This is a genomic window from Methylobacterium ajmalii (genome assembly GCF_036448855.1).
GTDB lineage: Bacteria > Pseudomonadota > Alphaproteobacteria > Rhizobiales > Beijerinckiaceae > Methylobacterium > Methylobacterium ajmalii.
This window is the reverse complement of the sequence record NZ_JAZFXT010000061.1, coordinates 1-20,569: the sequence shown is the minus strand read 5'-3', so window position 1 is coordinate 20,569 and position 20,569 is coordinate 1. Positions and strand designations below refer to the sequence as shown.

At 74.9% G+C, this 20,569-nt stretch carries 17 protein-coding genes and 1 pseudogene; 9 read left to right on the top strand and 9 right to left on the bottom strand.

What is annotated here, in order from left to right:
* Window positions 1-84: 84 nt before the first annotated feature.
* Entirely contained in the window at window positions 85-1,446 is a 1,362-nt protein-coding gene (locus tag V3T34_RS25085; RefSeq protein WP_305079343.1) for a bifunctional folylpolyglutamate synthase/dihydrofolate synthase, read from the bottom strand.
* Between the two features lie 277 nt (window positions 1,447-1,723).
* Here V3T34_RS25085 and V3T34_RS25080 point away from each other — a divergent pair, with 277 nt between their 5' ends.
* Both V3T34_RS25080 and V3T34_RS25075 read left to right on the top strand, forming a co-directional pair.
* The gene (locus V3T34_RS25080; protein ID WP_091746963.1) at window positions 1,724-2,203 is read left to right on the top strand and encodes an Lrp/AsnC family transcriptional regulator; all 480 of its coding nucleotides are present in this window, start codon (window positions 1,724-1,726) and stop codon (window positions 2,201-2,203) included.
* Between the two features lie 271 nt (window positions 2,204-2,474).
* The gene (locus tag V3T34_RS25075) at window positions 2,475-2,792 is read left to right on the top strand and encodes a hypothetical protein (RefSeq protein ID WP_145984659.1); all 318 of its coding nucleotides are present in this window, start codon (window positions 2,475-2,477) and stop codon (window positions 2,790-2,792) included.
* A 10-nt stretch (window positions 2,793-2,802) separates the two neighbouring features.
* On the opposite strand, the gene V3T34_RS25070 is transcribed toward V3T34_RS25075, so the two are convergent.
* Both V3T34_RS25070 and V3T34_RS25065 read right to left on the bottom strand, forming a co-directional pair.
* Window positions 2,803-3,876 (bottom strand): glycosyltransferase, encoded by a 1,074-nt coding sequence (locus V3T34_RS25070; RefSeq protein ID WP_331369310.1) that lies wholly within the window; start codon window positions 3,874-3,876, stop codon window positions 2,803-2,805.
* A 91-nt stretch (window positions 3,877-3,967) separates the two neighbouring features.
* Window positions 3,968-4,744, bottom strand: coding sequence for a polysaccharide deacetylase family protein (locus tag V3T34_RS25065; RefSeq protein ID WP_305079341.1), 777 nt, complete (start codon window positions 4,742-4,744; stop codon window positions 3,968-3,970).
* A gap of 256 nt (window positions 4,745-5,000) precedes the next feature.
* Here V3T34_RS25065 and V3T34_RS25060 point away from each other — a divergent pair, with 256 nt between their 5' ends.
* From V3T34_RS25060 to V3T34_RS25035, 6 genes are all read left to right on the top strand, one after another.
* Window positions 5,001-5,987, top strand: coding sequence for a lipid II:glycine glycyltransferase FemX (locus V3T34_RS25060; protein WP_305079340.1), 987 nt, complete (start codon window positions 5,001-5,003; stop codon window positions 5,985-5,987).
* Complete coding sequence (locus tag V3T34_RS25055; RefSeq protein ID WP_305079339.1) at window positions 5,984-7,258, top strand: lipopolysaccharide biosynthesis protein; 1,275 nt, start codon at window positions 5,984-5,986, stop codon at window positions 7,256-7,258. Before V3T34_RS25060 ends, V3T34_RS25055 begins: the two co-directional genes overlap by 4 nt.
* The gene (locus V3T34_RS25050) at window positions 7,252-8,646 is read left to right on the top strand and encodes an O-antigen ligase family protein (protein ID WP_305079338.1); all 1,395 of its coding nucleotides are present in this window, start codon (window positions 7,252-7,254) and stop codon (window positions 8,644-8,646) included. Before V3T34_RS25055 ends, V3T34_RS25050 begins: the two co-directional genes overlap by 7 nt.
* 87 nt (window positions 8,647-8,733) lie before the next feature.
* Window positions 8,734-10,854: a GumC family protein gene (locus V3T34_RS25045; RefSeq protein ID WP_305079337.1), complete on the top strand. Its 2,121-nt coding sequence runs from the start codon at window positions 8,734-8,736 to the stop codon at window positions 10,852-10,854.
* 116 nt (window positions 10,855-10,970) lie between these two features.
* On the top strand, window positions 10,971-11,549 hold the full coding sequence (locus tag V3T34_RS25040; RefSeq protein ID WP_305079336.1) for a DUF1349 domain-containing protein: 579 nt from the start codon (window positions 10,971-10,973) through the stop codon (window positions 11,547-11,549).
* Between the two features lie 176 nt (window positions 11,550-11,725).
* Window positions 11,726-13,732, top strand: coding sequence for a right-handed parallel beta-helix repeat-containing protein (locus V3T34_RS25035; RefSeq protein WP_305079335.1), 2,007 nt, complete (start codon window positions 11,726-11,728; stop codon window positions 13,730-13,732).
* Here the strand turns inward: V3T34_RS25035 and V3T34_RS25030 are convergent.
* The 3 genes from V3T34_RS25030 to V3T34_RS25020 all read right to left on the bottom strand — a co-directional run bounded on the left by V3T34_RS25030 (window position 13,662) and on the right by V3T34_RS25020 (window position 17,180).
* A complete protein-coding gene (locus V3T34_RS25030) occupies window positions 13,662-14,492 on the bottom strand; it encodes a WecB/TagA/CpsF family glycosyltransferase (protein WP_060847385.1) in 831 nt (276 codons plus the stop codon). The genes V3T34_RS25035 and V3T34_RS25030 overlap by 71 nt on opposite strands.
* Window positions 14,493-14,495: 3 nt before the next feature.
* On the bottom strand, window positions 14,496-15,749 hold the full coding sequence (locus V3T34_RS25025) for a glycosyltransferase (protein ID WP_305079333.1): 1,254 nt from the start codon (window positions 15,747-15,749) through the stop codon (window positions 14,496-14,498).
* A 429-nt stretch (window positions 15,750-16,178) separates the two neighbouring features.
* A complete protein-coding gene (locus V3T34_RS25020) occupies window positions 16,179-17,180 on the bottom strand; it encodes a Gfo/Idh/MocA family protein (protein ID WP_305079332.1) in 1,002 nt (333 codons plus the stop codon).
* A gap of 340 nt (window positions 17,181-17,520) precedes the next feature.
* Between V3T34_RS25020 and V3T34_RS25015 the strand changes: the two genes are divergently transcribed.
* Window positions 17,521-19,209 (top strand): methyl-accepting chemotaxis protein, encoded by a 1,689-nt coding sequence (locus V3T34_RS25015; RefSeq protein WP_305079331.1) that lies wholly within the window; start codon window positions 17,521-17,523, stop codon window positions 19,207-19,209.
* A 116-nt stretch (window positions 19,210-19,325) separates the two neighbouring features.
* On the opposite strand, the gene V3T34_RS25010 is transcribed toward V3T34_RS25015, so the two are convergent.
* The 3 genes and pseudogenes from V3T34_RS25010 to V3T34_RS25000 form a co-directional block, all read right to left on the bottom strand.
* The gene (locus V3T34_RS25010; RefSeq protein WP_305079330.1) at window positions 19,326-19,892 is read right to left on the bottom strand and encodes a hypothetical protein; all 567 of its coding nucleotides are present in this window, start codon (window positions 19,890-19,892) and stop codon (window positions 19,326-19,328) included.
* An 82-nt stretch (window positions 19,893-19,974) separates the two neighbouring features.
* Complete coding sequence (minE, locus tag V3T34_RS25005) at window positions 19,975-20,244, bottom strand: cell division topological specificity factor MinE (RefSeq protein ID WP_048461642.1); 270 nt, start codon at window positions 20,242-20,244, stop codon at window positions 19,975-19,977.
* Window positions 20,241-20,569, bottom strand: a pseudogene (locus V3T34_RS25000) (septum site-determining protein MinD); the annotation flags it as partial. The gene minE and the pseudogene V3T34_RS25000, both read right to left, overlap by 4 nt.

The following is a 20,569-nucleotide window of genomic DNA, read 5'->3' as shown; positions in this document are numbered from 1 at the left end:
GGTCCGGTACATCCCGGTGCCGGCATCGCGTCCGTGATCGGGTGAGGCGACGATCCGCGCCGGCCGCTCCCGCCACGGCTCCGGTCAGGGGGACCGACACCGATCCCGACCCGGCGCCTCGGCCTTCGTCGCTCCCCGCAACGCCCCGACGAGGTGGAGCGAGCCGGTGACGAGCAGCCAGCCCCCGCGCGCCGCGGCGAGGTCCGCGGCGCGGGCGAGCGCCGCCTCCGGCGACGCCTCCGCCTCGGCGGCGATGCCTGCGCCGGTGGCCAGACGCCGCAGCGCTTCGGCGGCATGGCCGCGGCGCTCGGGCATCTCGGTGCAGACGATCGCCCCGGCGGACCCGGCCAGCACCGCGAGGAAACCCGCCGCATCCTTGTCCCCCGCCATCGCGACGAGCGCGCAGAACGGGCCGGGCAGGTCGCCGGCGCGGGCGAGGTCGCGCAGGACCGCCGCGAGGTTGAACGGGACGTGGGCGCCGTCGAGCACCACCGGCACCGGGCCGGCCGCGGTCGAGACCGTGCGCCGCTCGAGCCGCCCGGGCAGGCGGGCCGCCGCTCGGGCGGCGCCGTCGAGGAGGGCGGCGCCCAGGGGGGTGCCGCCGGGTCCGCGTACGCCGCACCCGCCGAGCCGGTCGAGGACGAGGCCGGCGAGCGCCGCGTTCTCCTCGGCGATCGAGCCATCGGGGGCGAGGACCGGGCGCAGCACCGGGCAGCCGAGGGTGGCGGCGCGGGCGGCCGCGACGGCGCCGGCCTCGTCCCCGGGCGCCAGCGTGGTGACGAGCGCCGCCCCGGCCTTCAGGATTCCGGCCTTCTCGGCGGCGATGGCCGCCCGGGTGGAGCCGAGGATCTCGGTGTGCTCGAGGCCGATATTGGTGATCACCGCGACCTCGCCGTCGACCGCGTTGGTCGAATCGAGCCGCCCGCCGAGCCCGACCTCGATCACCGCCCAGTCGAGTCCCGCCTCGCCGAAGACCAGGAGGGCGGCGGCGGTCAGGACGTCGAACCAGGTCGCGTCGCCGCCGGGCCCGTCGTCGTGCCGCGCCGCCTCGTGGGCGTCGAGCGCGTGGGAGAGCGCGCGGGCGAGGACCGCCTCCGCCACCGGACGGCCGTCGAGGCAGACCCGCTCGGTGATCGATTCGACGTGGGGCGAGGCGTAGCGCCCGGTCCGCAGGCCCGCCCGCCGCAGCCCGGCCTCGATCAGGGCGCCGACCGAGCCCTTGCCCTTGGTGCCGCCGACATGGACCACCCGCAGGCGGCTCTGCGGCGCGCCGAGGCGGGCCAGCAGGTCGCGCATCGGCGCGAGGCCGACCCGCATCCCGCCGCGCGGCCGCTTCTCCCAGTCGGTCAGCCGGTCGAGGCGCGCCAGCACCTCCGGCAGAAGCAGGCCGTCCCCGGGCGGGCGGGGCGCGTCGGACGGGATGGGCGCGGCGGGCGCGACGTGCATGGGGTCCGGTCGGGTCGAAGGGCGGGCGGGGCCGGCGCTTCCCGGCCGCCTACCTTGACCCGCCCGCGCCGTGCCGCCAGCCCCCCAGAAGAGCGGAACCCGGGTGCGGGGCGGTGCCGGCGCGTCACCTTGTGCCGGCCCCTCCGGCCGGCTACTCATGCGGCCCGTCCGATGCGGCCCGTCGGACCCCTCGCGCCGTCGCGCGCCCGCCTTCCGCCCGTCCGGCCCGTCGCGCCGGCGCTCGCCCTTTCCACCCGCCAGGATCGTGATCGCCGCCTTGCCCGCCCGCCTCGACGCCATCGATTGGGCGATCCTCCGGGAACTGCAGGCCGACGGCTCGATCACCAACGTCGAGCTGGCCCGGCGCGTCGGCCTGTCGGCGCCGCCCTGCCTGCGCCGGGTCCGGGCGCTGGAGGAGGCCGGGATCATCCGCGGCTACCGCGCGCTCCTCGAGCCGAAGGCGCTGGGCTACGAGGTCGTGTGCTTCGCCATGGTGCAGCTCGCGGCCCAGGGCCAGGCGGAGCTCGCCGCCTTCGCGGCCGAGATGCGCGGCTGGCCGATGGTGCGGGAATGCTGGACGCTCTCGGGCGAGACCGACTTCCTGCTCAAGTGCGTCGCGCCGAACCTCGGCGCCTTCCAGCAGCTCGTCGGCCACCTCACCGGCCTGCCCAACGTCCGCACGGTGCGCACGGCGCTCGCCATCGACCAGATCAAGGACGAGCCGATCGCCCCGCTGGACGGCCCGGCCGAGACGTAATACCGGTCCAGTCTCCGGTTCCGGAAACGCCCCGGTCATCACCTTAACCGTGAAAACCGGGACCGCGGACCAGTCGAGCCGTGAATTGCAGATGCGCCGGAGACCGGTTCGTGCTGTCATGGCGCAGTGCCCGCCGCGTCATCGGGCCGTCCCGTCGGTGCCGGCAGCCCCCCGAGCTGTCGGACCGGGGTGCGGCGGCGGTGACGGGAGGCCGGGACGGCCGACAATACTCGACCGCATTGCCGGAGCGCCGAGACCCTCAAGGATGCCGATGCCCCACCCCTCCGTGCCCCGTCGCCCCGGGCCTCCGCCGCCGACGGGCCTGACCGATCCGGTCAGCCTGTTCGCCGTGCCGATCGGCCGGGCGGCGAGTTCGCCCGGCGAGGCCCTGCCGGTGATCCAGACCCTGTACCGCACGCCCGACGACCGCTTCGTCATCCGCACCTGCCTGCATCTCGGTCCCGAGCGCGGGCAGGCCTGCGACGTGATGGTCTATGACGACGAGGACGCCCTGCGCGAGGCGCTGTCGGCGGGCGGCGATGGCATCGACGAGGCGCTCCTCGCCGCCGCCGGCCTCGACCGTCCCTGACGGCGCCCCCTCACCGCAGGGACGCCAGGGCGGCCCGATAGCCCTCGACCGCGCGGGCGAGGGAGAAGTCCGGCATCGTGCGCGCCGCTGCCTCTCGCAGCCGGGCGCGCCGGCCGGGGTCGTCGAGGAGCGCCAGGGTCTCGTGCGCCCAGTCCTCGACCGCGAGCGGCCGCACCACGCCGCAGCCCCGTGCCGCGAGCCATTCGCGGGCGGCGCCCGAATGCGGCGAGGCCAGGACCGCCGTGCCGCTCTGCAGCGCCTCGTTGACCACGATGCCCCAGACGTCGCCGCGGCTCGGGAAGAGCAGGAGCCGGGCCGAGGCGTGGGCCTCCGCCAGCGCAGCTTGGGCGAGGTAGCCGTCGAACCGGGCCGCGATGCCGGCCTCCGCCAGGCGTGCCGCCATCTCCTCGCGCAGCGGCCCGTCGCCGGCGACCCGCACCCGCAAGGGGCGCCCGGCGGCGGCGCAGGCCCGCATCACGTCGGTGAAGAAGCGCGCGCCCTTCACCTCCTCGTTGAGGATGCCGCAGAACAGGACGTCGTAGGGCCGGGTCTCGGGGTCGGGCAGGGCGGCCGCAGCCTCCCAGGCCGGGAAGAGCGGCGCGCGGAAGACCCGCTCCGGCGCGAGCCCGTAGGAGGCGAGCAGCGTCCGGCTGCCCTCGCTCGGCGCGAGGCCGAAGGCCGCCCCCGGGACGATCGCCCGCCGCAGGGCCCGGTGGGCCGGCGAGCGCGCGCCCGGATCGGTCTCCGGCACCCCGTCGGTGCGGATGCCGTAGGGGATGCGCAGGGCGCGGGCGGCGAGCGCGGCCATCGCCATGGTGGGCGAGAAGTCGTTGAGGATCACCGCCGCCGGCCGCAGGGCCGCGAGGCGGAGCACGACGCCCGGATTGACGTAGAGGTTGCGCACCGCGTCCCGGTGCCAGCGCAGGCCCGGCAGCACCGAGAAGCCGTAGCCGTCGGCGGCGGCGAGCTGCCACTGGCGGGCCGGCTCCCGCGCCGCGCAGGCGAGGACGGTGAGCGGCGCGTCGAGGGCGGCGGCGAGCGCCCGGTAGAGTACCTGGGTGTAGGGCGCGAGGGCGCCGGTCACCACGACGACGGGCCGGCTTGTTGCCGGCAAGACGGGGCCGGGCAAGCCGGCGCCGGATACGTCGGGGCCGGATACGTCGGCGCTCGGCCGCTCAGCGCCGGGCAAGGCGGGCTCCCAGCAGGGCGTCGATCTCGTGCAACGGCCATTCCGGTTCGAGGACGTGGCGCGGCAGCGCCGGGAGGTCGCGGGCGCCGGTGGCGACGCCGCGGCGGGTGGTGAAGAAGGTGGCGTAGCCGGAGGCCCGTGCCAGGTCCGGATCGCGGCCCGGCCGGTAGTCGCGCGCCGCGACCCCCCAGGGGCAGGCGAAGTGCCGGATCGGCACGCCCGTCGCCGCCGCCAGGACCTCGCGCGAGCCGGCGATCTCGCGCTCGGCCGCCGCATCCCCCAGCGTGGCGATGCGGGCGTGGCTGCAACCGTGCGAGCCGACCGCCATGCCGGCCGCGAGCCAGGCCGCCACCATCGCCCGGTCGACGTAGGGGCCGGGCGGGTTCGCCGGCGGGGCGTCGAGCCAGTCGGAAACGAGGAACAGGATCGCCGGCACGCCGGCCGCGCGCAGCACCGGCAAGGCCACCTCGACCGTGTCGGCGTAGCCGTCGTCGAAGGTGACGAGGAAGTGCCGCCCGGCCGTCGCAGCGCCGGTCTCGAGCAGCGTCACCGCCTCGTCGGCCCCGACGAAGCGGCCGTGCCGCTGCAGGTAGGCGATCTGCGCCGAAAAGCCCGCCCGGTGGCGCTCCGGCACGCGGTGGTAGCACAGGGCGTAGAGCCCCGGCGGTGCGTGGGCGAGCCGGCGGAGGCGTGCGAGCGCCCGCAGCAGCACGGCACGGACCACCGGATGGTCGCGGGCCAGGGTCTTGAACGGTTGCAGCATCTCACCCGCCGTTGAGAAGGCCCGACCTGACGAGGTTGTGATCGATCCGGCGCAGGAGCAAGCCGAAAGGACAACGTAGGGTCCGCCCGTTCGCCGCCTGCGCGGCCCCGTCCCCCCGATCTTTCGGGGATCAAGCCTAACGAAACTGTGCACAGCCATCGGGCGGTGCGCCGCTTGCGTGACGCCGGGCATGACGACGATGTCTGTCGCATCCTGGCACGGGGTTTCCATGACCGGAACGGAACGCGAGAGCGGATTGCGGGTCCTCCCCGCGGCCGATGTGCCGGCCTGGGACGCCGCCGTGTGGGCGCAGGCCCGCGGCGGCATCTTCGCCGCGTCGGGCTGGGGGACCTACAAGGCGCGGCGCGGCGCGGAAATCGCCCGGCTCCAGGTCGTCGACGAATCGGGCGACCTCCTCGGGCTGGCGCAGGTGCAGCTCAGGCGGCGCGGCCCGGCGCGGCAGGCCTACATCCAGGGCGGGCCGCTCCTCACCGACAAGGGCGAGCGCCAGGGCGAGGCGGTCGTGCGGGCCCTCCTCGCCCACCTGGCCCTCGGGCCGCTCGACCTCGTGGTGGTGGATTTCGCCCGGGCCGAGAGCCCGGGCGCCGTGCTCGGCCTCCTGGCGACCGGGTTCAAGCCGGTGACGACCGCCGGCCGGCACACCCTGGAGGTCGACCTCACCCGAGGCCTCGACACCGTGCAGGCCGAGATGGAGCAGCGCTGGCGCAAGGCGCTGCGCAAGGCCGAGCGCAACCCCGCCCTGTCCGTGCGCTTCCTCGACGATCCGGCCGAGCGGCTCGCCGCCTTCGACGCCTTCACGGCGATGTACGCGGCCCTGAAGACCCGCAAGGGCTTCTCGAACGACTTCGACGCCGCGGCCTACCGCGATCTCGCGGCGAACGACCCGCGCCACGTCATCCTGGAGATCCGGGAGGACGGGGAGACCTGCCTCGTGCGCATCGCCCATCTGACCCGCGACCGCTTCACCGACTTCTTCACCGCCTCCACCGAGCGGGCCAAGGCGAACGCCGCCGCCTACCTGGCGGTGTGGAGCTTCCTGCGCCGCGGGACCGAGGAGGGCTGCCGGGTGTTCGATTTCGGCGGCATCGACCCGGCGGGCAACCGCGGCGTCTACGACTTCAAGCGCGGGCTCACCCGCAACGTCGCGTCGAGCGGGCCGCTCTGGCTCTACGGGCGCAGCCGTCTCGCGACGGCGGCGGCCGGGGCGGTGCTCGCCCGGTGACCCTGGCCTCCGCCCTCCTTGCCCGCCTGCGCGGCCCGGCGCTGCTCTCGCTCCTCGACCAGGGCGCGGTGAGCGGCTTCGGTTTCGTCGCCGGCATCGCCGCCGCCCGCCTGATCGACATGGAGGGGTTCGGGCGCTTCGCCCTCGTGCTCATCGTCGCGGGCTTCGCCCAGGGGCTCCACAACGCCCTCGTCACGGCGCCGCTGATGACCCTCGCGGGCTCCGTCCGCGACCCGGGACGCTACGCCGCCGCCGTCAGCGCCGGTGCGCTGGTGCTGGCCGCGGGCCTCGCCCTCGCCGTCGCCGGGGCGCTCGCCCTCTACTTCCAGGCCCGCGGCGAGGCGGTCCCGATCGACCTCGTGACGGCCGCCGGCGCGCTCACCCTGGCCCAGAACCTCCAGCTCACCGCGCGGCGGCTGCTCTTCGCCTACGAGGGCGGCGGCCGCGCCCTCGTCATGGACCTCGCCCGGGCGGCCGCGTTCCCGCTCGGCGTCGCGGCCCTGTGGGCCGCCGGCATCCCCCTCGATGCGGCGCGGCTGATCGAGATCCTGGCGCTCACGGCGTTCCTGACGACGCTGCCCGCGCTCCTCGCCCGGGCCGCCGATCCCGGCCGGCGCCGTCTCGCCCTCGCCGCCCGGCGGCACTGGCAGATGGCGCGCTGGTTCCTGCCGGTGGTCCTCGTCACCTTCGGGCAGGAGCAGCTGGTCTGGATCCTGGCCGGTGCCGCGCTGGGCGACGAAGCCCTGGGGGGCTTGCGGGCGGCGCAGTACCTCGTCGGCATCGTGTCGCTGATGCTCGCCGCGACCGAGAACGTGGTGCCGACCGGCGCGAGCCGCGCCTACGAGGCCGGCGGCGAGCCGGCCTTGCGCGGCTATCTCCTGGGCGTCACGCGCCGCCTCGGCCTGCCGGTCGCCGTCCTGCTCGGCGTGGTGGCGGCCCCGGCGGACCTGTGGCTGCGCCTCGTCTTCGGCGCCCCCTACGCCCCCTACGCGTCCTGCCTGCGCTGGCTCGCCCTCGGCGTCGCCTTCACCTTCCTGCGGGACATGGCGGCCCAGATCTTCCGCGCCCGGCGCCGCACCGACGTGATCTTCCGCGCCTTCGCGGTCAGCTTCGTGGTGTCGCTGGTGCTGATCCACCCGCTGATCGGCCGCTACGGCGCCGCCGGAGCGGCGGCGGTCGTTGCGATCGCGCACGGCGCCTCCCTGCTGGCGCTCGTCGTCGCCCTCGGCCGCGGCGCGCTTCCCCGGGCGGAGACCTCCGAGCGATGCTGAACGTCCTGATCGCCGTCGGGGTCGCGACCTGGTTTGCGGTCGCCTACCCGGTCCTGCGCCGCCGCCTCGAGACCCGCCCGCCCTCGGGCGGCGCGCCGGTGTTCTGGCCGCTCGCCCTGGTGACCGTGTTCGCGTTCATGCCGCTGGTCTTCACGGTCCCGCGCGAGGACGGCAACGCCGTGCTGGAGCAGGGGCTGACGGCCTCCAACGTCGTCACCATCGTGCTCACCGGCCTCACCGCGCTCTACCTCGCGGCCAAGATCGCCGCCGACCGGCGCATCCTGCTCCTGCCCTTCGCGATGCCCTACCTGCCGTTCACCCTGATGATCGGCATGGACGGCCTGAGCGCGGCGTGGTCGATCGTGCCGACCTACACCCTGTACCGGACGGCGGAGCTTGCGGTCTTCACCCTCGCGCTGATCCTGATCTTCGACCGGCCCGACATCCGGCGCCGGCTCGCCGACCTCCTGGCGATCGTGACGCTGGCCTGGCTCGTCTTCGTGACGCCGGAGATCCTGACGAGCCTCGCCTCCGGCATCGTGTTCTCCTCGGCCAAGAACAACATGATGCCGCTCGTCTGCGCGGCCCTCGGCTTCGCGGTGGTGTTCGGGCCGCCCAGCCCGCGGCGCGGCCGCTACCTCGTGCTGGCGGCCGCCGGGTTCGTCATCGCCGGGTCGGCGGCCTCGACCGGCGCGCTCGCGGCGGTCGCGCCGGCCCTGATGATCGCCTCGCGCCGCCCGGGCGTGCGCGTCGCCGGCGTCGTCCTGGCGGTCGCGGCGACCGCGGTGTTCCTGTTCCTGATGGTCGGCCTGTCGACCTTCCCGGCCCTGCTCGACCTCCTCTCGGTCATCCTCCAGAAGCCCCGGGTCGAGCTCGCCAACGCCACCGGCCGGGGCCAGTTCTGGCCGGTCTTCATCGCGGCGACGCAGGACCGCCTGCTCGGCTCCGGCTTCTCGGCGGCCGACCGCTTCGTGCAGCTCCTGATCCCCACCACCGGGCTCGCCGACGAGCTCGGCCGCGAGGCGGTGTTCATCACGAGCTCGCACAACATGTTCCTGAGCGCCTGGGCCGGGACCGGCATCGTCGGCCTGTCCTTCGCCGTCCTGTGCTTGGTCGAGCCGATCCGCTTCGCCGCCCGGGCCGACCGCGGCACCCGCCGCCTCGTCGCCTGCCTGATCCTGATGCTGGCCCTCAACGGCATGACGACGCCCGGCCTGTACCAGGACTGGAACGTCAACGTGCTCGCCTACGTGGCGGTGCTCGCCTACGCGCGGGCGGCCCGGCGCGAGGCCGAGGCCGAGGTACGGGCCTCCGAGCGGGCCGCGGCGATCGCGGCCGGGTCCGTCCCGGCCCTGCGCGGGGCCGACGCCGCTTGGCCCGCGGCTTGAAGCATCGGGGGCAGACGGAGCGTCGTTCGGTCCGGCCGTACCGGAACGGGACGGTTCCGACCCGCAACGACAAGCCTTGGACGCAGCATGACCATGGTCGAGAATGTCCGAAACGGGCTGCTGATCGGTGCGGCCCCGCGTGGGGATGAGGGGCGCGAGCCCTGGTTCCTCGATCCGCGGGAGATCCTGCGCTCGGTCCGCCAGCGCTGGCTCACGGTGCTGTTGCCCGTCCTGCTGTTCCTGGCCGTTGCCGCGGCCTGGACGACGTTCAACCCGCCGCAATTCACCGCCTCGACCCAGATCCTGATCGACCCGCGCGGGCTGCAGGTGGTCAAGGACGGGCTCACCACGCCGGACCCGGCGAGCGACGCCAGCCTGCTCCTCGTCGACAGCCAGCTGCGGGTGCTCACCTCCGACGACGTGCTCGGCCGGGTGGTCGACCGGTTCGACCTCGCGGGCGACCCCGAGTTCCTCGGTCGCGACAGCCTGCTCGGCGCGATCCGGGCCGAGATCCAGCGCCTCACCGGCCGCGCCGAGCCGCCGGCCGATCCGCGGCTCAAGGCGCTGCGGGCCCTGCGCGACCGGGTCGGGGCGCGACGCCTCGAGCGCAGCTTCGTCCTCGAGCTCGGCGTCACCTCCGAGGATCGCGAGAAGGCCGCCCGCCTCGCCCGCGGGGTGGCTGAGACATACCTGGCGCGCGACGCCGCCACCCGCTCCGACACGACCCGGAAGGCCGGCGAGGCGATCGAGGGCCGGCTGGCCGAGCTGCGCGACGCCCTGCGCAAGGCCGAGGACAAGGCGCAGGCCTTCCGGGCCAAGCACAACATCGTCGGCACCCGCGCGCAGCTGGTGAGCGAGCAGCAGCTGACCCAGCTCAGCGACCAGCTCGGCGCCGCCCGCGCCAAGGCCCTCGATGCCGGCGCCCGCCTGCGCCAGATCGACGGGGTGCTCTCCGGCGGACCGTCCGACTCGGTCAACGAGATCGTCCAGAACACCACCATCACGAGCCTGCGCGGCCAGCTCGCCGCGGCCGAGCGCCTGCGCGCCGACGCCGAGGAGACGCTGGGGCGGCGCCACCCGACCTACCAGGCCGCCCTGATCCAGGAGAAGGCCCTGCGCGACACGATCGCGGCCGAGACCCGCCGGATCGCGGCGGCCAGCCGCAACGACTACCAGGCGGCGCTGTCGAGCGCCCGCACGCTCGCCGACACCCTCGAGCGGCGCAAGGCCGACGCCCTGAAGGTCGGCAACGAGTTCGTGCAGCTGCGCGAGCTCGAGCGCCAGGTCGAGGCGAACCGGACGATCTACGAGTCGTTCCTGGTCCGCGCCCGCGAGCTGCAGGAGCAGCAGCGCCTCGACACCTCGGCCTCGCGGATCATCTCGCCGGCCTCGCCGCCGGAGAAGCGCATCGGCCCGCCGACCCCGGTGGTGTTCGTCGCCGCCCTGGTGGCCGGGCTCGGCGTCGGCCTCGTCGGCAGCCTCGCCCTCGAGCTGCTCGCCGGCCGCGTCCGCTCCCGCCGCCGCCTCGAAGGCCATCTCGGCCGCCAAGCGCTGGACGCTGTGCCGCGGGCGCCGTGGTCCCTCGCGGCCCCGGCGGCGCTCCACGGCGAGATCGGCACCACGCGCGGCGACGGGCGCTACGAGGTGGCGGTCGCGCGCCTGCGCCACCGCCTCGGCGCCGCCTTTCCCGGGCAGGCGCCGCTCGTCGTCCTCGTCAGCGCGGCGGACGACCGGGCCGGCAAGTCGCTCCTCGCCCGCTCCCTCGCGCTCTCGGCCGCGGCCGACCGCGAGCGGGTGATCCTGGTCGATGCCGACCCGAAGGGCACGCTTACCCGCGATCTCGCCGCGACCCCGCACCGCGACCTCGCCGCGACCCTGCGCGACGGGACGCCGCTGGCCGATGCCCTCGTGACCCTGTCGTCCGGCCTCAAGGTGCTGCCCCGCGCCGAGGGCCTGCCGCGGGGGCTGGCCGCGCGCCTGCCCGACCTGCTGCTCGGCAGCGGCGCCGACCTCGTGGTGGTCGATCTCGGCCTCGTCGGCAGCGACGTGACGACCGAGCGCCTGATCGCCGACGAGCGGCTTCCCGCGCTCCTCCTCGCCGCCAGCGCCCGCCGCAGCCGCTTCTCCGCCATCGACCGGGCGATGCGCGGCCTCGGCACCAACCGCCGCCTGCGCCTCGTCGTGACGGACGCCCAGCCGGGGGAGTAGGCTGCGCGCGCCCATCGGCGCCGCGAGGCACCGGAGGCGGTATGGGCGCATGGGTGGGCTTGCCAATTGGCACCGGCGGTCCCGATTCGGGCGGTCATTGGAGGCGAGGCACGACGATGGGATTCGACGGCGCGACCTGGCTCAACGAACCGGCCGCCTGGCGACTGGAGGGCGACGAGCTCCACGTCGTCACGGACCGGGCCACGGACTTCTGGCGCGAGACGCATTACGGCTTCACCCGGGACACCGGTCATTTCCTCTCGGTTGCGACCGATGGCGACTTCACGGCTCAGCTCCGCGTTCGGGCCCGGTACCGGGAGCTGTACGACCAGGCCGGGCTGATGGTCCGCGCCGCGGACGACGTCTGGGTCAAGGCGGGGATCGAGCTGTCGGACGGTGCGACGATGATCGGCAGCGTACTGACCGTCGGCCGGTCCGACTGGGCGACCGCGGCCTATGCGGACGATCCCGGCGACTTGTGGCTGCGTGCGACCGTGGCGGCCGGCGTGCTACGCTTGCAGGTCTCCTCGGATGGGGTGCGCTGGCCCCTGATGCGGCTGTCCCCGTTTCCGGTGTCGCCGTCCTATCGCGTCGGCCCGATGTGCTGCACGCCCGAACGCGCGGGTCTCGACGTCGTCTTCTCCGGGTTCACCCACGGGGCTCCGACCGGCAGGGCCCTGCACGATCTCTCCTGACCGGGGCGCTCGCCCGGTGCCATGTGCGTGAGGCCGATGCGGCGGACGGCGTCCCGCCGCGATCCGGCATGATCGTGCCCCGAGCCCTATCCTAGAGTGCACGGCGCCGCACAGCCTCGGGCACCGTCGTTCCCGAGGTCCGACGCCGGCACGGCGCGCGAAGGCAGCACTCCCCGATGCGGATCCTCCTCGTCCTCGCCGCGACCCTGTTGTGCGGAGCCCCAGCCCTCGTCCTCGCCGCCTCGGTCGAGATCACGGTCGCCGCCGAGGGCACGCGCCCGGCACCCGGCGGCGTCGCCACCCTGGGCGAGGCCCTGGCCGAGGCGCGTCGGCGCCGCGCCCGCGATCCCGGTGCCGCACTCGTCATCGCGCTCGGTCCCGGCATCCATCGCCTCGCGGACGGTTTGCGTCTCGGCCGCCAGGACGGCGGCAGCGCCGCCGCGCCCCTGACGATCCGCGGGCCCGCCGACGGCTCGGCCCGCCTCGTCGGCAGCCGGCGCCTGACGCCCGTCCCCCTCGATCCCGCGCTCGCCGCGCGCCTGCCGGCCGCCGCGCGGGGCAAGGTGCGGGCCTACCGCCTGCCGGCCTCGGCCCGGGCGGCGCGGTTCCAGGCGCCGATCGTCCTCGACGGCCCGCGCACGCCCCCGGCCTTCGAGGTCTTCGACGACGAGGGCGCGATGCATCCCGCCCGCTGGCCCTCGGAGGGCTTCGCCAAGGTCGCGGGCGGCAAGGTCGCGAGCGGTACCGGGCCGTCCTTCACCCTCGACGGTCTCCCCCCCGGCCTCGTGCGCGACGAGCCGGATCTCTGGGCCGAGGGCTACTGGCGCTGGGGCTGGCTGTTCGAGGCGATGCCGGTGGTGAGGGCCGCGGCGGAGGGGGAGGGCACGCGCCTGACCCTCGACCGCACACCCTACGAGGGCATCCTGCCGGACGCGCCGGTGCGCCTCGTCCACGTCCTTGCCGGCCTCGACCAGCCCGGAGCCTGGTGGCGCGACGTCCGCACCGGCACGCTGCTCGCCTGGCCGCGGGGCGGCGAGGCGGTGGAGGTCTCGATCGCCGAGACGCTGATCGCCACCGAGGGCACCGAGCACCTGCGGATCGCCGCCTTGCGCCTCGCCATGGCGCGGGGCGACCTCGTGCGCGCGCAGGGCGGGCGCGACGTGGTGGTCGAGGACAGCGTGCTCGGCCCGTCCGGGGGGCGGGGCGCGGCGTTCCTCGGCGTCCGGGACGGCGGCGTGCGCCGCTGCGACGTCGCCGGGAGCGGGGCCGAGGGCGTGGTCCTGTCGGGCGGCGAGCGCCGTACCCTCGAACCCGGCGGGCTCTTCCTGCGCGACAGCCGCCTCACGGCCTACGCGCGGCGCTGGGAGACGCAAGCGCCGGCCGTCGCCCTCGACGGCGTCGGCGCCGAGGTGTCGGGCAGCTTCGTCCACGATTCGCCCGCCTACGCGATCCATCTCCGGGGCAACGACCACCGGGTCACGGGCAACGAGGTCGCCCGGCTCCTCGCCGGGGCGACCGACAGCGGCGCGATCTATTCCGGCCGGGACTGGACCGCGCGCGGCAACGTGATCGCGAACAATTTCCTGCACGACATCCGGGGCGGGGGGGAGCGCGAGGTCAAGGGCGTCTACCTCGACGACATGGCGAGCGGCTTTGCCGTCTCGGGCAACCTCTTCCTGCGGGTCGACCAGCCGGTCTTCATCGGCGGCGGGCGCGACAACCGCGTCGAGGGCAACGTCTTCGTGGCGTCGAGCCCGGCGATCCACGTCGATTCCCGGGGGCAGACCTGGGCGCGGGACGCGATCACCGATCCGGACTCGCAGCTGCGCGCCGCCTACGCGGCGATGCCGGTGGACTCCCCCCTCTGGCGGGCGCGCTATCCGGGCCTGCCCGGGCTGCTCTACGACCGCCCGGCGGTGGCGAGCGGGAACGTGCTGAGCGACAATCTGCTCGCCCTGAGCGAGCCGTTCCGCTTCACCGACGGCGGCCAGGCGGCCGAGCAGGTCCAGACCCGCAACCGCGGGCCGGCGCATCCCCCCGCCGACCTCGCCGCGCTGGCGCGTACCTCCGTCGATCCGCAGGACTTCGCCACGCTCGCGCAGGGGACCGGGCTCAGGCTGCCGGCGATCCCGTTCGCCCGGATGCGCCGGGAGCGCGCGGCGGGGGCGCCTTTCGCGCGCTGAGGGCGTCGCGCGCCGCGATCAGCAGGAAGCGAGGGATGGTGTCGAGATAGCGCCGCCACAGCCGCCGCGGCTCGCGGGCGAGGCGGTAGGCCCATTCGAGGCCCGCGACCTGGAAGGCCTTGGGCGCCCGCGGGATGCGGCCGGTGGCGACGTCGAAGGCGGCGCCCACCCCCATGCCGATCGTGCCGGGCAGGTGCGGCGCGTGGGCCGCCATGAACAGCTCCTGCTTGGGCGTGCCGAGGCCGACCCAGACGATCTGCGCCCCCGAGTCCCGGATGCGGGCGCGCATCGCCTCGGTCTCGGCGGCGTCGAGAGGGCGGAAGGGCGGGGTCTCGATGCCGGCCACCTGCAGGCCCGGGATGCGGGCCCGCATCGTCTCGGCGAGCTGGGCGGCCACGCCCTCGCCGCCGCCGAGGAAGTAGTGGCGCCAGCCGGGGGCAACGCCCGCCCGGCACACCGCCTCGACGGATTCGATCCCCGGCACCTGCTGCATGCCGGAGAGCCCGCGCCAGCGGCCGATCCAGCTCAGGGGCCGCCCGTCGGCGCAGACGAGGAGCGCGTCGTGGTGGGCCGCCTTGAGGACGGGGTCCTTCTGGGCCCGGACGACGCCGTGCGCGTCGCGGAACACCACGAAGGTGCCGGGCTGGTCCGCGCCGCCGGCGAGCCGGCGCCCGAGGGCGGCGATCAGCCCGGCCATGTCGGTCGCCGAGACCGGCACGTCGCCGATCGCGAAGGAGGGGACGAGGGGATCGTGTGCCACGTGTCAGCTTCCCGTTCTGGCGAGGGACGCGTCCGCCGCGCGCGCGGCGACGGCGTCCCGGTAGATCTCGAGGAGGGCGCGGGTCGTGACGTCCTCGCGCCACTCGCGCTCGTAGACGGTGCGGGCGGCCCGGCCCATGGCGGCGGCGCCCGCAGGATCGGCCGCCACGCGGGCGAGTGCCCGGCCGAGGTCGCCCGCATCCCCGGGCGCGGCGAGGAGCCCGGTCGCCCCGTCGGCGACGAGGCCGGCCAGCGCCCCGATCCGCGAGGCGACGACCGGGGTCCCGGCGGCGTAGGCCTCCGCCACCACCATCGGCAATCCCTCGTACCAGAGCGAGGGCACCACCACGGCGGCGGCCCGGCCCATCGCCGCCTGGACCGCCTCGGGGCTCCGGGCGCCCGCGAGGTCGAGTCCCGGATGGCCGGCGAGGGCGCCGGCGAGCGGTCCCTCGCCGATCGCGGTGATCCGCAGCCCCGCCGCGGCGGCCGCCTCGGCGAGGACGAGCACGCCCTTCTCGTGGCTGAGCCGGCCGACGAAGAGGAGGCCGTCGCGCGGGCCGCCCGGGGGCGGGCCCGGATCGGGCAGGCCGTTGGGCCGGATGCGGATCCGCTCGGCCGGGACCCCCGCGGCCGCGAAACGCTCGCGGGCGAAGGGCGTCAGGGCGACGAACCGGTCGACGTCGCGCCGCCAGGTCCCGGCCCTGCGGTGGTGGTCGATCATGCGCGCCACCGCCAGCGAGCCGATCCGCGAGCCGCGGTAGCAGGCATGGAGGACCGCCCGGTACGGCGAGCCGGTCACGCACCGCTCGCACGGCGCGCCGTCCCGCATCAGGAAGCCGTTGGCGCAGGCCAGGCGGTAATTGTGCAGGGTCTGTACCGTGGCGTGGCCCGCCGCCCGGGCGGCGGCGTGGATGCCGGGCGAGAGGAGCGGGAAGAAATTGTGGACGTGGACCACGTCCGGGCGAAAGCGCCGTGCCGCCGCCATGACCCGGCTGATTCCGTCCGGCGCGTGGGTCGCGGAGAAAGCCGCCCGCAGCCGCGCGGGCGCGGAATCGATCGCGTCGTTGTCGAGGAACACCGCCTCGACGGCGCAGCCGGCGCGCTCCAGGGCCGCGAGGTCGCGGGCCACTGCGGCATCCTCCCCGCCGCGGACCTGGTAGCGGTTGTGGGCGACGAGGACGCGCAGCGGGGCACCTCCGTCGGCCGTCGGCGCCGCGGAGGTGCGCGAACGGTCCGTGCTGATGATCGACGCTGACAAACCGCGATCCTCTCCTGGCGACCGGTCCGGGCGATGATCTGCCGCGATGCGCGATGCGCGAGGCACGCGACACGCAGTTCCCAGCCGTGCGCCGCGTCGTCGCGAGACGAGCCGACCCTGCCCGATCGTACTGTCGAGCACAGCCGGAACCGTCTTCGACGATGCCGTACTCAGATAACGCGTGACTCGGAAAGCGTTCAGGCGCGGTGAACTACCGACGCGGCCGGCCGCGACATTTCGACTATGCGCCAACGGATCGGGAAACGATCGGGAAAATCGACCAGTGATCGGGATAAGGCTGCGATTGCAGCGGCCTGCGCGTGCTGCCGGCCCGGGCGGGCTCCCGATCGAGGTGGTCCGGGCTCCGGGACCGGGTACCGGGGTGCGACCCGATGTCCGCGCTCCGATGCCCGCGCCCGGAGGCGGGCGTCACGCGCCGCGCGAGGCCAGGATCGCCTCGACGACCTCCTGCACCTCCAGCGCCTCGGCCAGGGTGGCGAGGGCGTGGGGCTCGCCGCGGGTCATCCGCACCACGCCCTCGAGCTGGCGCCGCAGGGCGATCGGGCGGGCGCGCTCGTTCGGCATCGCGTCGGCGGCGGGGGCGAAGCGGCCGTCCGCGCCGCGCCGCTCGGCGATCGCCCAGTCGCGCAGGCGGACCGTGCCGGCTTCGCCTTCGAGCGTCCAGGTGTTGTGGTCGTCGGCATTGTGCGCGTCGGGCGGCGTCTCGCCGACCCGCCCGCGCAGCCGGACGGGCACGCCCCCGGCCCGGAACGTCGCCTCGACCGCGCGCTCCGACCGGCCGGGCTCGGGAAAGACCGCGTGGCCGTCCAGGCCGTCGAGGGGGCCGAGCAGGCGGCGGCTCAGGAACAGGAAGTGCGACACCACCTCGCGGGTGAAGCCTCCCTCCCGCGGCGCGTCGAGCCAGGCGGCGGCATCCTCCTGCCACGGCCGCGGCCAGCGCGCGAAGGCGACCTCGATCGTCAGCCGGCGCGGCGTGCCGACGGCGCCCTCGGCGATCCACTGCGCCAGGGCGGCGACGCCGAGCGAGGAGGCGAACGGAAAGTTCACGGCGCCCCGTTTCCCGGCCTCGGCCACGAAGGCGCGGGCCTCGGCGAGGTCGACGGCGAGGGGCTTCTCGCAGAACACGCTGCGCCCGGCCGCCAGCGCCGCCCGGGCATGGCCGAGATGCGAGGCCGGCGGCGAGGCGACGTAGACGCAATCGCTCGCCGCCACCACGGCGGCGGCGTCGGCGACCACCGGCACGCCGGGATAGCGCGCGGCGATCCGCTCCCGCGCCGCCAGCGCCGGGTCCCACAGGGCCGCGATGCGGACCAGGGGGGCGTCCTGCCCGAGGACGGCGTTCATCATGCGCTCGCCCATGATGCCGGCACCGACGATGCCGAGGGCGAGGGGGGCGGTGGGAACGGTCATCGGAGATCCTGGCTGCCGGGGTCGCGTCCTCTTAAGGCCGAACAGGCCGTGGCGGAAAGCCGGCCGGTCCCGTCCCGATTATCCGCGTCGCACGACCACCGCCGGCCCGCCGCCGATCCGGACGCGCGACGACCCATCGAGAACCCGGGGCGGCCCGATCGAACACCAGCTGATCGAGACGCCTGCCGCTGGGTCGAGATGCCAGATCGTCTTCGGTTCCCCAAAGAGCGAGAAAATAATTTTGCTCCGGTTTTCGAGGGCGTGACATCTTGTTAACGGCCGGATCCTACTCATTCAGGCCTGGAAACGTTCTATCGTGTTCGGGGCATTGGATTCGACGATGGTCAGGCTCAGCATCGGGCGCAAGCTGGCGCTGTCTTCCGCGGTCACCGCGTTGTTCGTCGCCGGGGCCGTCTACAACCAATGGTCCAGCAATAGAGAGATCCGCGCGGCGAACGACGCGCTGGCACGCGAGGAGACCATCCTGCGCGGAGTCTCGCAGGCGCAGATGGCGGTGGCCCGCATCCAGCTCGGCCAGAAGACCGTCGAGCTGGCGCGCAGCGCCGCCGCGGCCGACGCCGCCGTCGCGGCCGCCCTCGACGAGGCGCGCAAGGCGTCCGCGAGCCTCGCGCAGCCGATCGCCATCGCCATCAAGCCGGACGTCCTGCGCGAGAGCGAGCGCTCGGTCCACGACCTCGCCGGCGCGGTCCAGCGCTTCGCGCAGGCCGGCCGCGCCGACCTCTACGGCCGGCCCGTCGATGCCGCAGCGGCCAGCGCGTCGCGCGAGGAGATCGCCGCCCTGACCGCCCGGGCCGAGAAGACGATCGGCGAATCGGTCGCCAACGCCAACCGCTTCACCGAGGCCGCCATGACGACCGCCGCCGAGCGGATCGACGCGGCGACGCGGCTCGGCCTCCTGGCCGGGGCGGCCATGCTGCTGAGCCTGCTCGGCGCCGCGCTCCTGCTGATGCTCAACATCCAGCGCCCGCTCACCCGCCTCGTCGCCGTGCTCGAGCGCATGGCCGCCGGCGAGATCGACGCCACCATCGCGGAGGCCCGCCGCGGCGACGAGATCGGCGCCCTCGGCCGCGCGGTCGAGAGCATCAAGACGATGGTCGCCCGCAAGGCCGCCGAGGACCTGGAGCGGCGCCAGATCGCCGACGCGGCGGCGGCCGCCGCCCGCCAGACCGCCATGATCGAGATGGCCGACGGCTTCGAGGCCGCGGTCGGCGGCATCGTCGGCGCGGTGTCGTCCTCGGCCTCCGAGCTGCAGGTCACCGCCCAGTCGATGACCGCGACCGCCACCCAGACGGCGGCGCAGTCGACCAGCGTCGCGGCGGCGGCCGAGGAGGCGGCGACCAATGTCGGCACGGTGGCGGCGGCGGCCGAGGAGCTCGGCGCCTCGATCTCGGAGATCGGCCGTCAGGTGTCCGGCTCGGCGCAGCTCGCCCAGCGGGCGGTGTCGGAGGCCGATCACACCACGCAGTTCGTGCAGGCCCTCGGCCAGACCTCGGCGAAGATCGGCGACATGGTCGGGCTGATCTCGAACATCGCCAGCCAGACCAACCTGCTGGCGCTCAACGCCACGATCGAGGCGGCGCGGGCCGGCGAGGCGGGCCGGGGCTTTGCGGTGGTGGCCGCCGAGGTCAAGGAACTGGCCAACCAGACGGCGCGGGCCACCGACGAGATCGCGCGCCAGATCGGCGAGGTCCGGGGCGTGACGGACCAGACGGTGGGAGCGATCGAGACGATCACGGCGCTGATCCGGGAGATCGACGTGGTGGCGACGTCGATCGCGGCGGCGGTGGAGCAGCAGGGAGCGGCGACGCAGGAGATCGTGCGCAACGTCGCCCAAGCCTCGGTGGGGACGAGCGCGGTGACCGGCAACATCGCCGGGGTGGCGCAGGCCTCGGAGACGACCGGGATGGCGGCGACGCAGGTGCTGACCTCGGCCTCGGCCCTGTCGCGCCAGTCCGAGCAGCTGACCGCGGAGGTGCACCGGTTCCTGGCGACCGTCCGGGCGGCCTGACCGCGGATCGGAAGGAATGGCGAAGGCCGGCCCGGAGGCGATCCCCGGGCCGGCCCCTCCCGTGAGCGGCGCCCGATCGGAGCCTGGATCGCGCGGGGACCGAACGATCCAAGGTTTCAGATCTTCGGGGTGTCGTCCTCCGGCGAAGAATCGGGGGCGGGAGAATCCGGAGGGGCATCCGGGGCCGGCGGAACGTGGTCCTTGCGCCACTGGGCGAAGAGGCTCTGGAGCACCGCCACGGTGTCGCGCACGGCCTTCGCCTCGTCGTCGACCGAGACGCCCTCGGAGACGGAGTTGCGGGTGGTGAGCACTGCGCGGTCCTCGATCTCGGTCAGGCGCTCGAGGAAATCGGGGCGCGCGGCGAGCAGGTCGAGGGCGTCGCCCATGGCGGTGGCGAGGGTCGTGGCGAGCAGCCCCGCGGTGGCGACGTCCCCGACCGAGGCCTCGTAGGGCTCGGGGACTTCGTCGTCCTCGTCCTCGTCGGCTTCCGCGGCCGCCTGCAGGCCCTCGACCAGGGCCTCGACGATCTCGACGGCGGTGTCCTCCGGCACGGCGAGCCGCACCGCGACCTCGACGTCGTCGCCGCTGAAGCCGGCGGTGCCGAGGGTGACCTGCAGGATGCCCGGACGGCGCAGGCTGAGCGCCATCAGGGTGTTGGCGTAGATGGTGGGCGCGTCCGGCATGACCTCGACCTCTTGCGGTCGGGCGCCGGGAACCCCGCGCCCGACCGGCCTATAGTATGCTCTCGCCGGCGAGGCGACGGTCTCAGGCGCTGGCGAGCCGGGCGACCTTGTTGTCCGGCAGTTCGATGTCGACGCCGAGCGTCGAGACCGCGTCGCCCCGCTCCATCGTCACCTTGACCTTGTCCTTGTCGATGGCGACGTGCTTGGCGATGACCGCGAGGATCTCCTCGCGCAGCACCGCCACCAGGTCCGAGCGCCCGAAGGCGGTGCGCTCGTGCGCCAGCAGGATCTGAAGGCGCTCGCGCGCCACCGGCGCCGTCCCGCGCCGCGACAGGAAGCTCAGCAGGTTCATGCCGCCCTCCTGGTGAACAGCTTGCCCAGGAGAGACCGCTTCTCGCTCGGAACGGTCATCGCCACCGTCTCGCCCTTGAGCCGGCGCACCGCATCCGCGTAGGCCCGCGCCGGCGCGCTCTGCGGCGCGTTCAGCGTCACCGGGCTGCCGAGGTTCGAGGCCTTCAGCACCTCCTCGCTCTCCGGGATCACCGCCAGAAGCGGGATCGACAGGATCTCGAGCACGTCGTCGATCTTCAGCATCTCGCCGCGCTCGGCCCGGGTGGGGTCGTAGCGGGTGAGGATCAGGTGCTTCTCCAGCCGCTCGCCCTTCTCGGCCCGCTCGG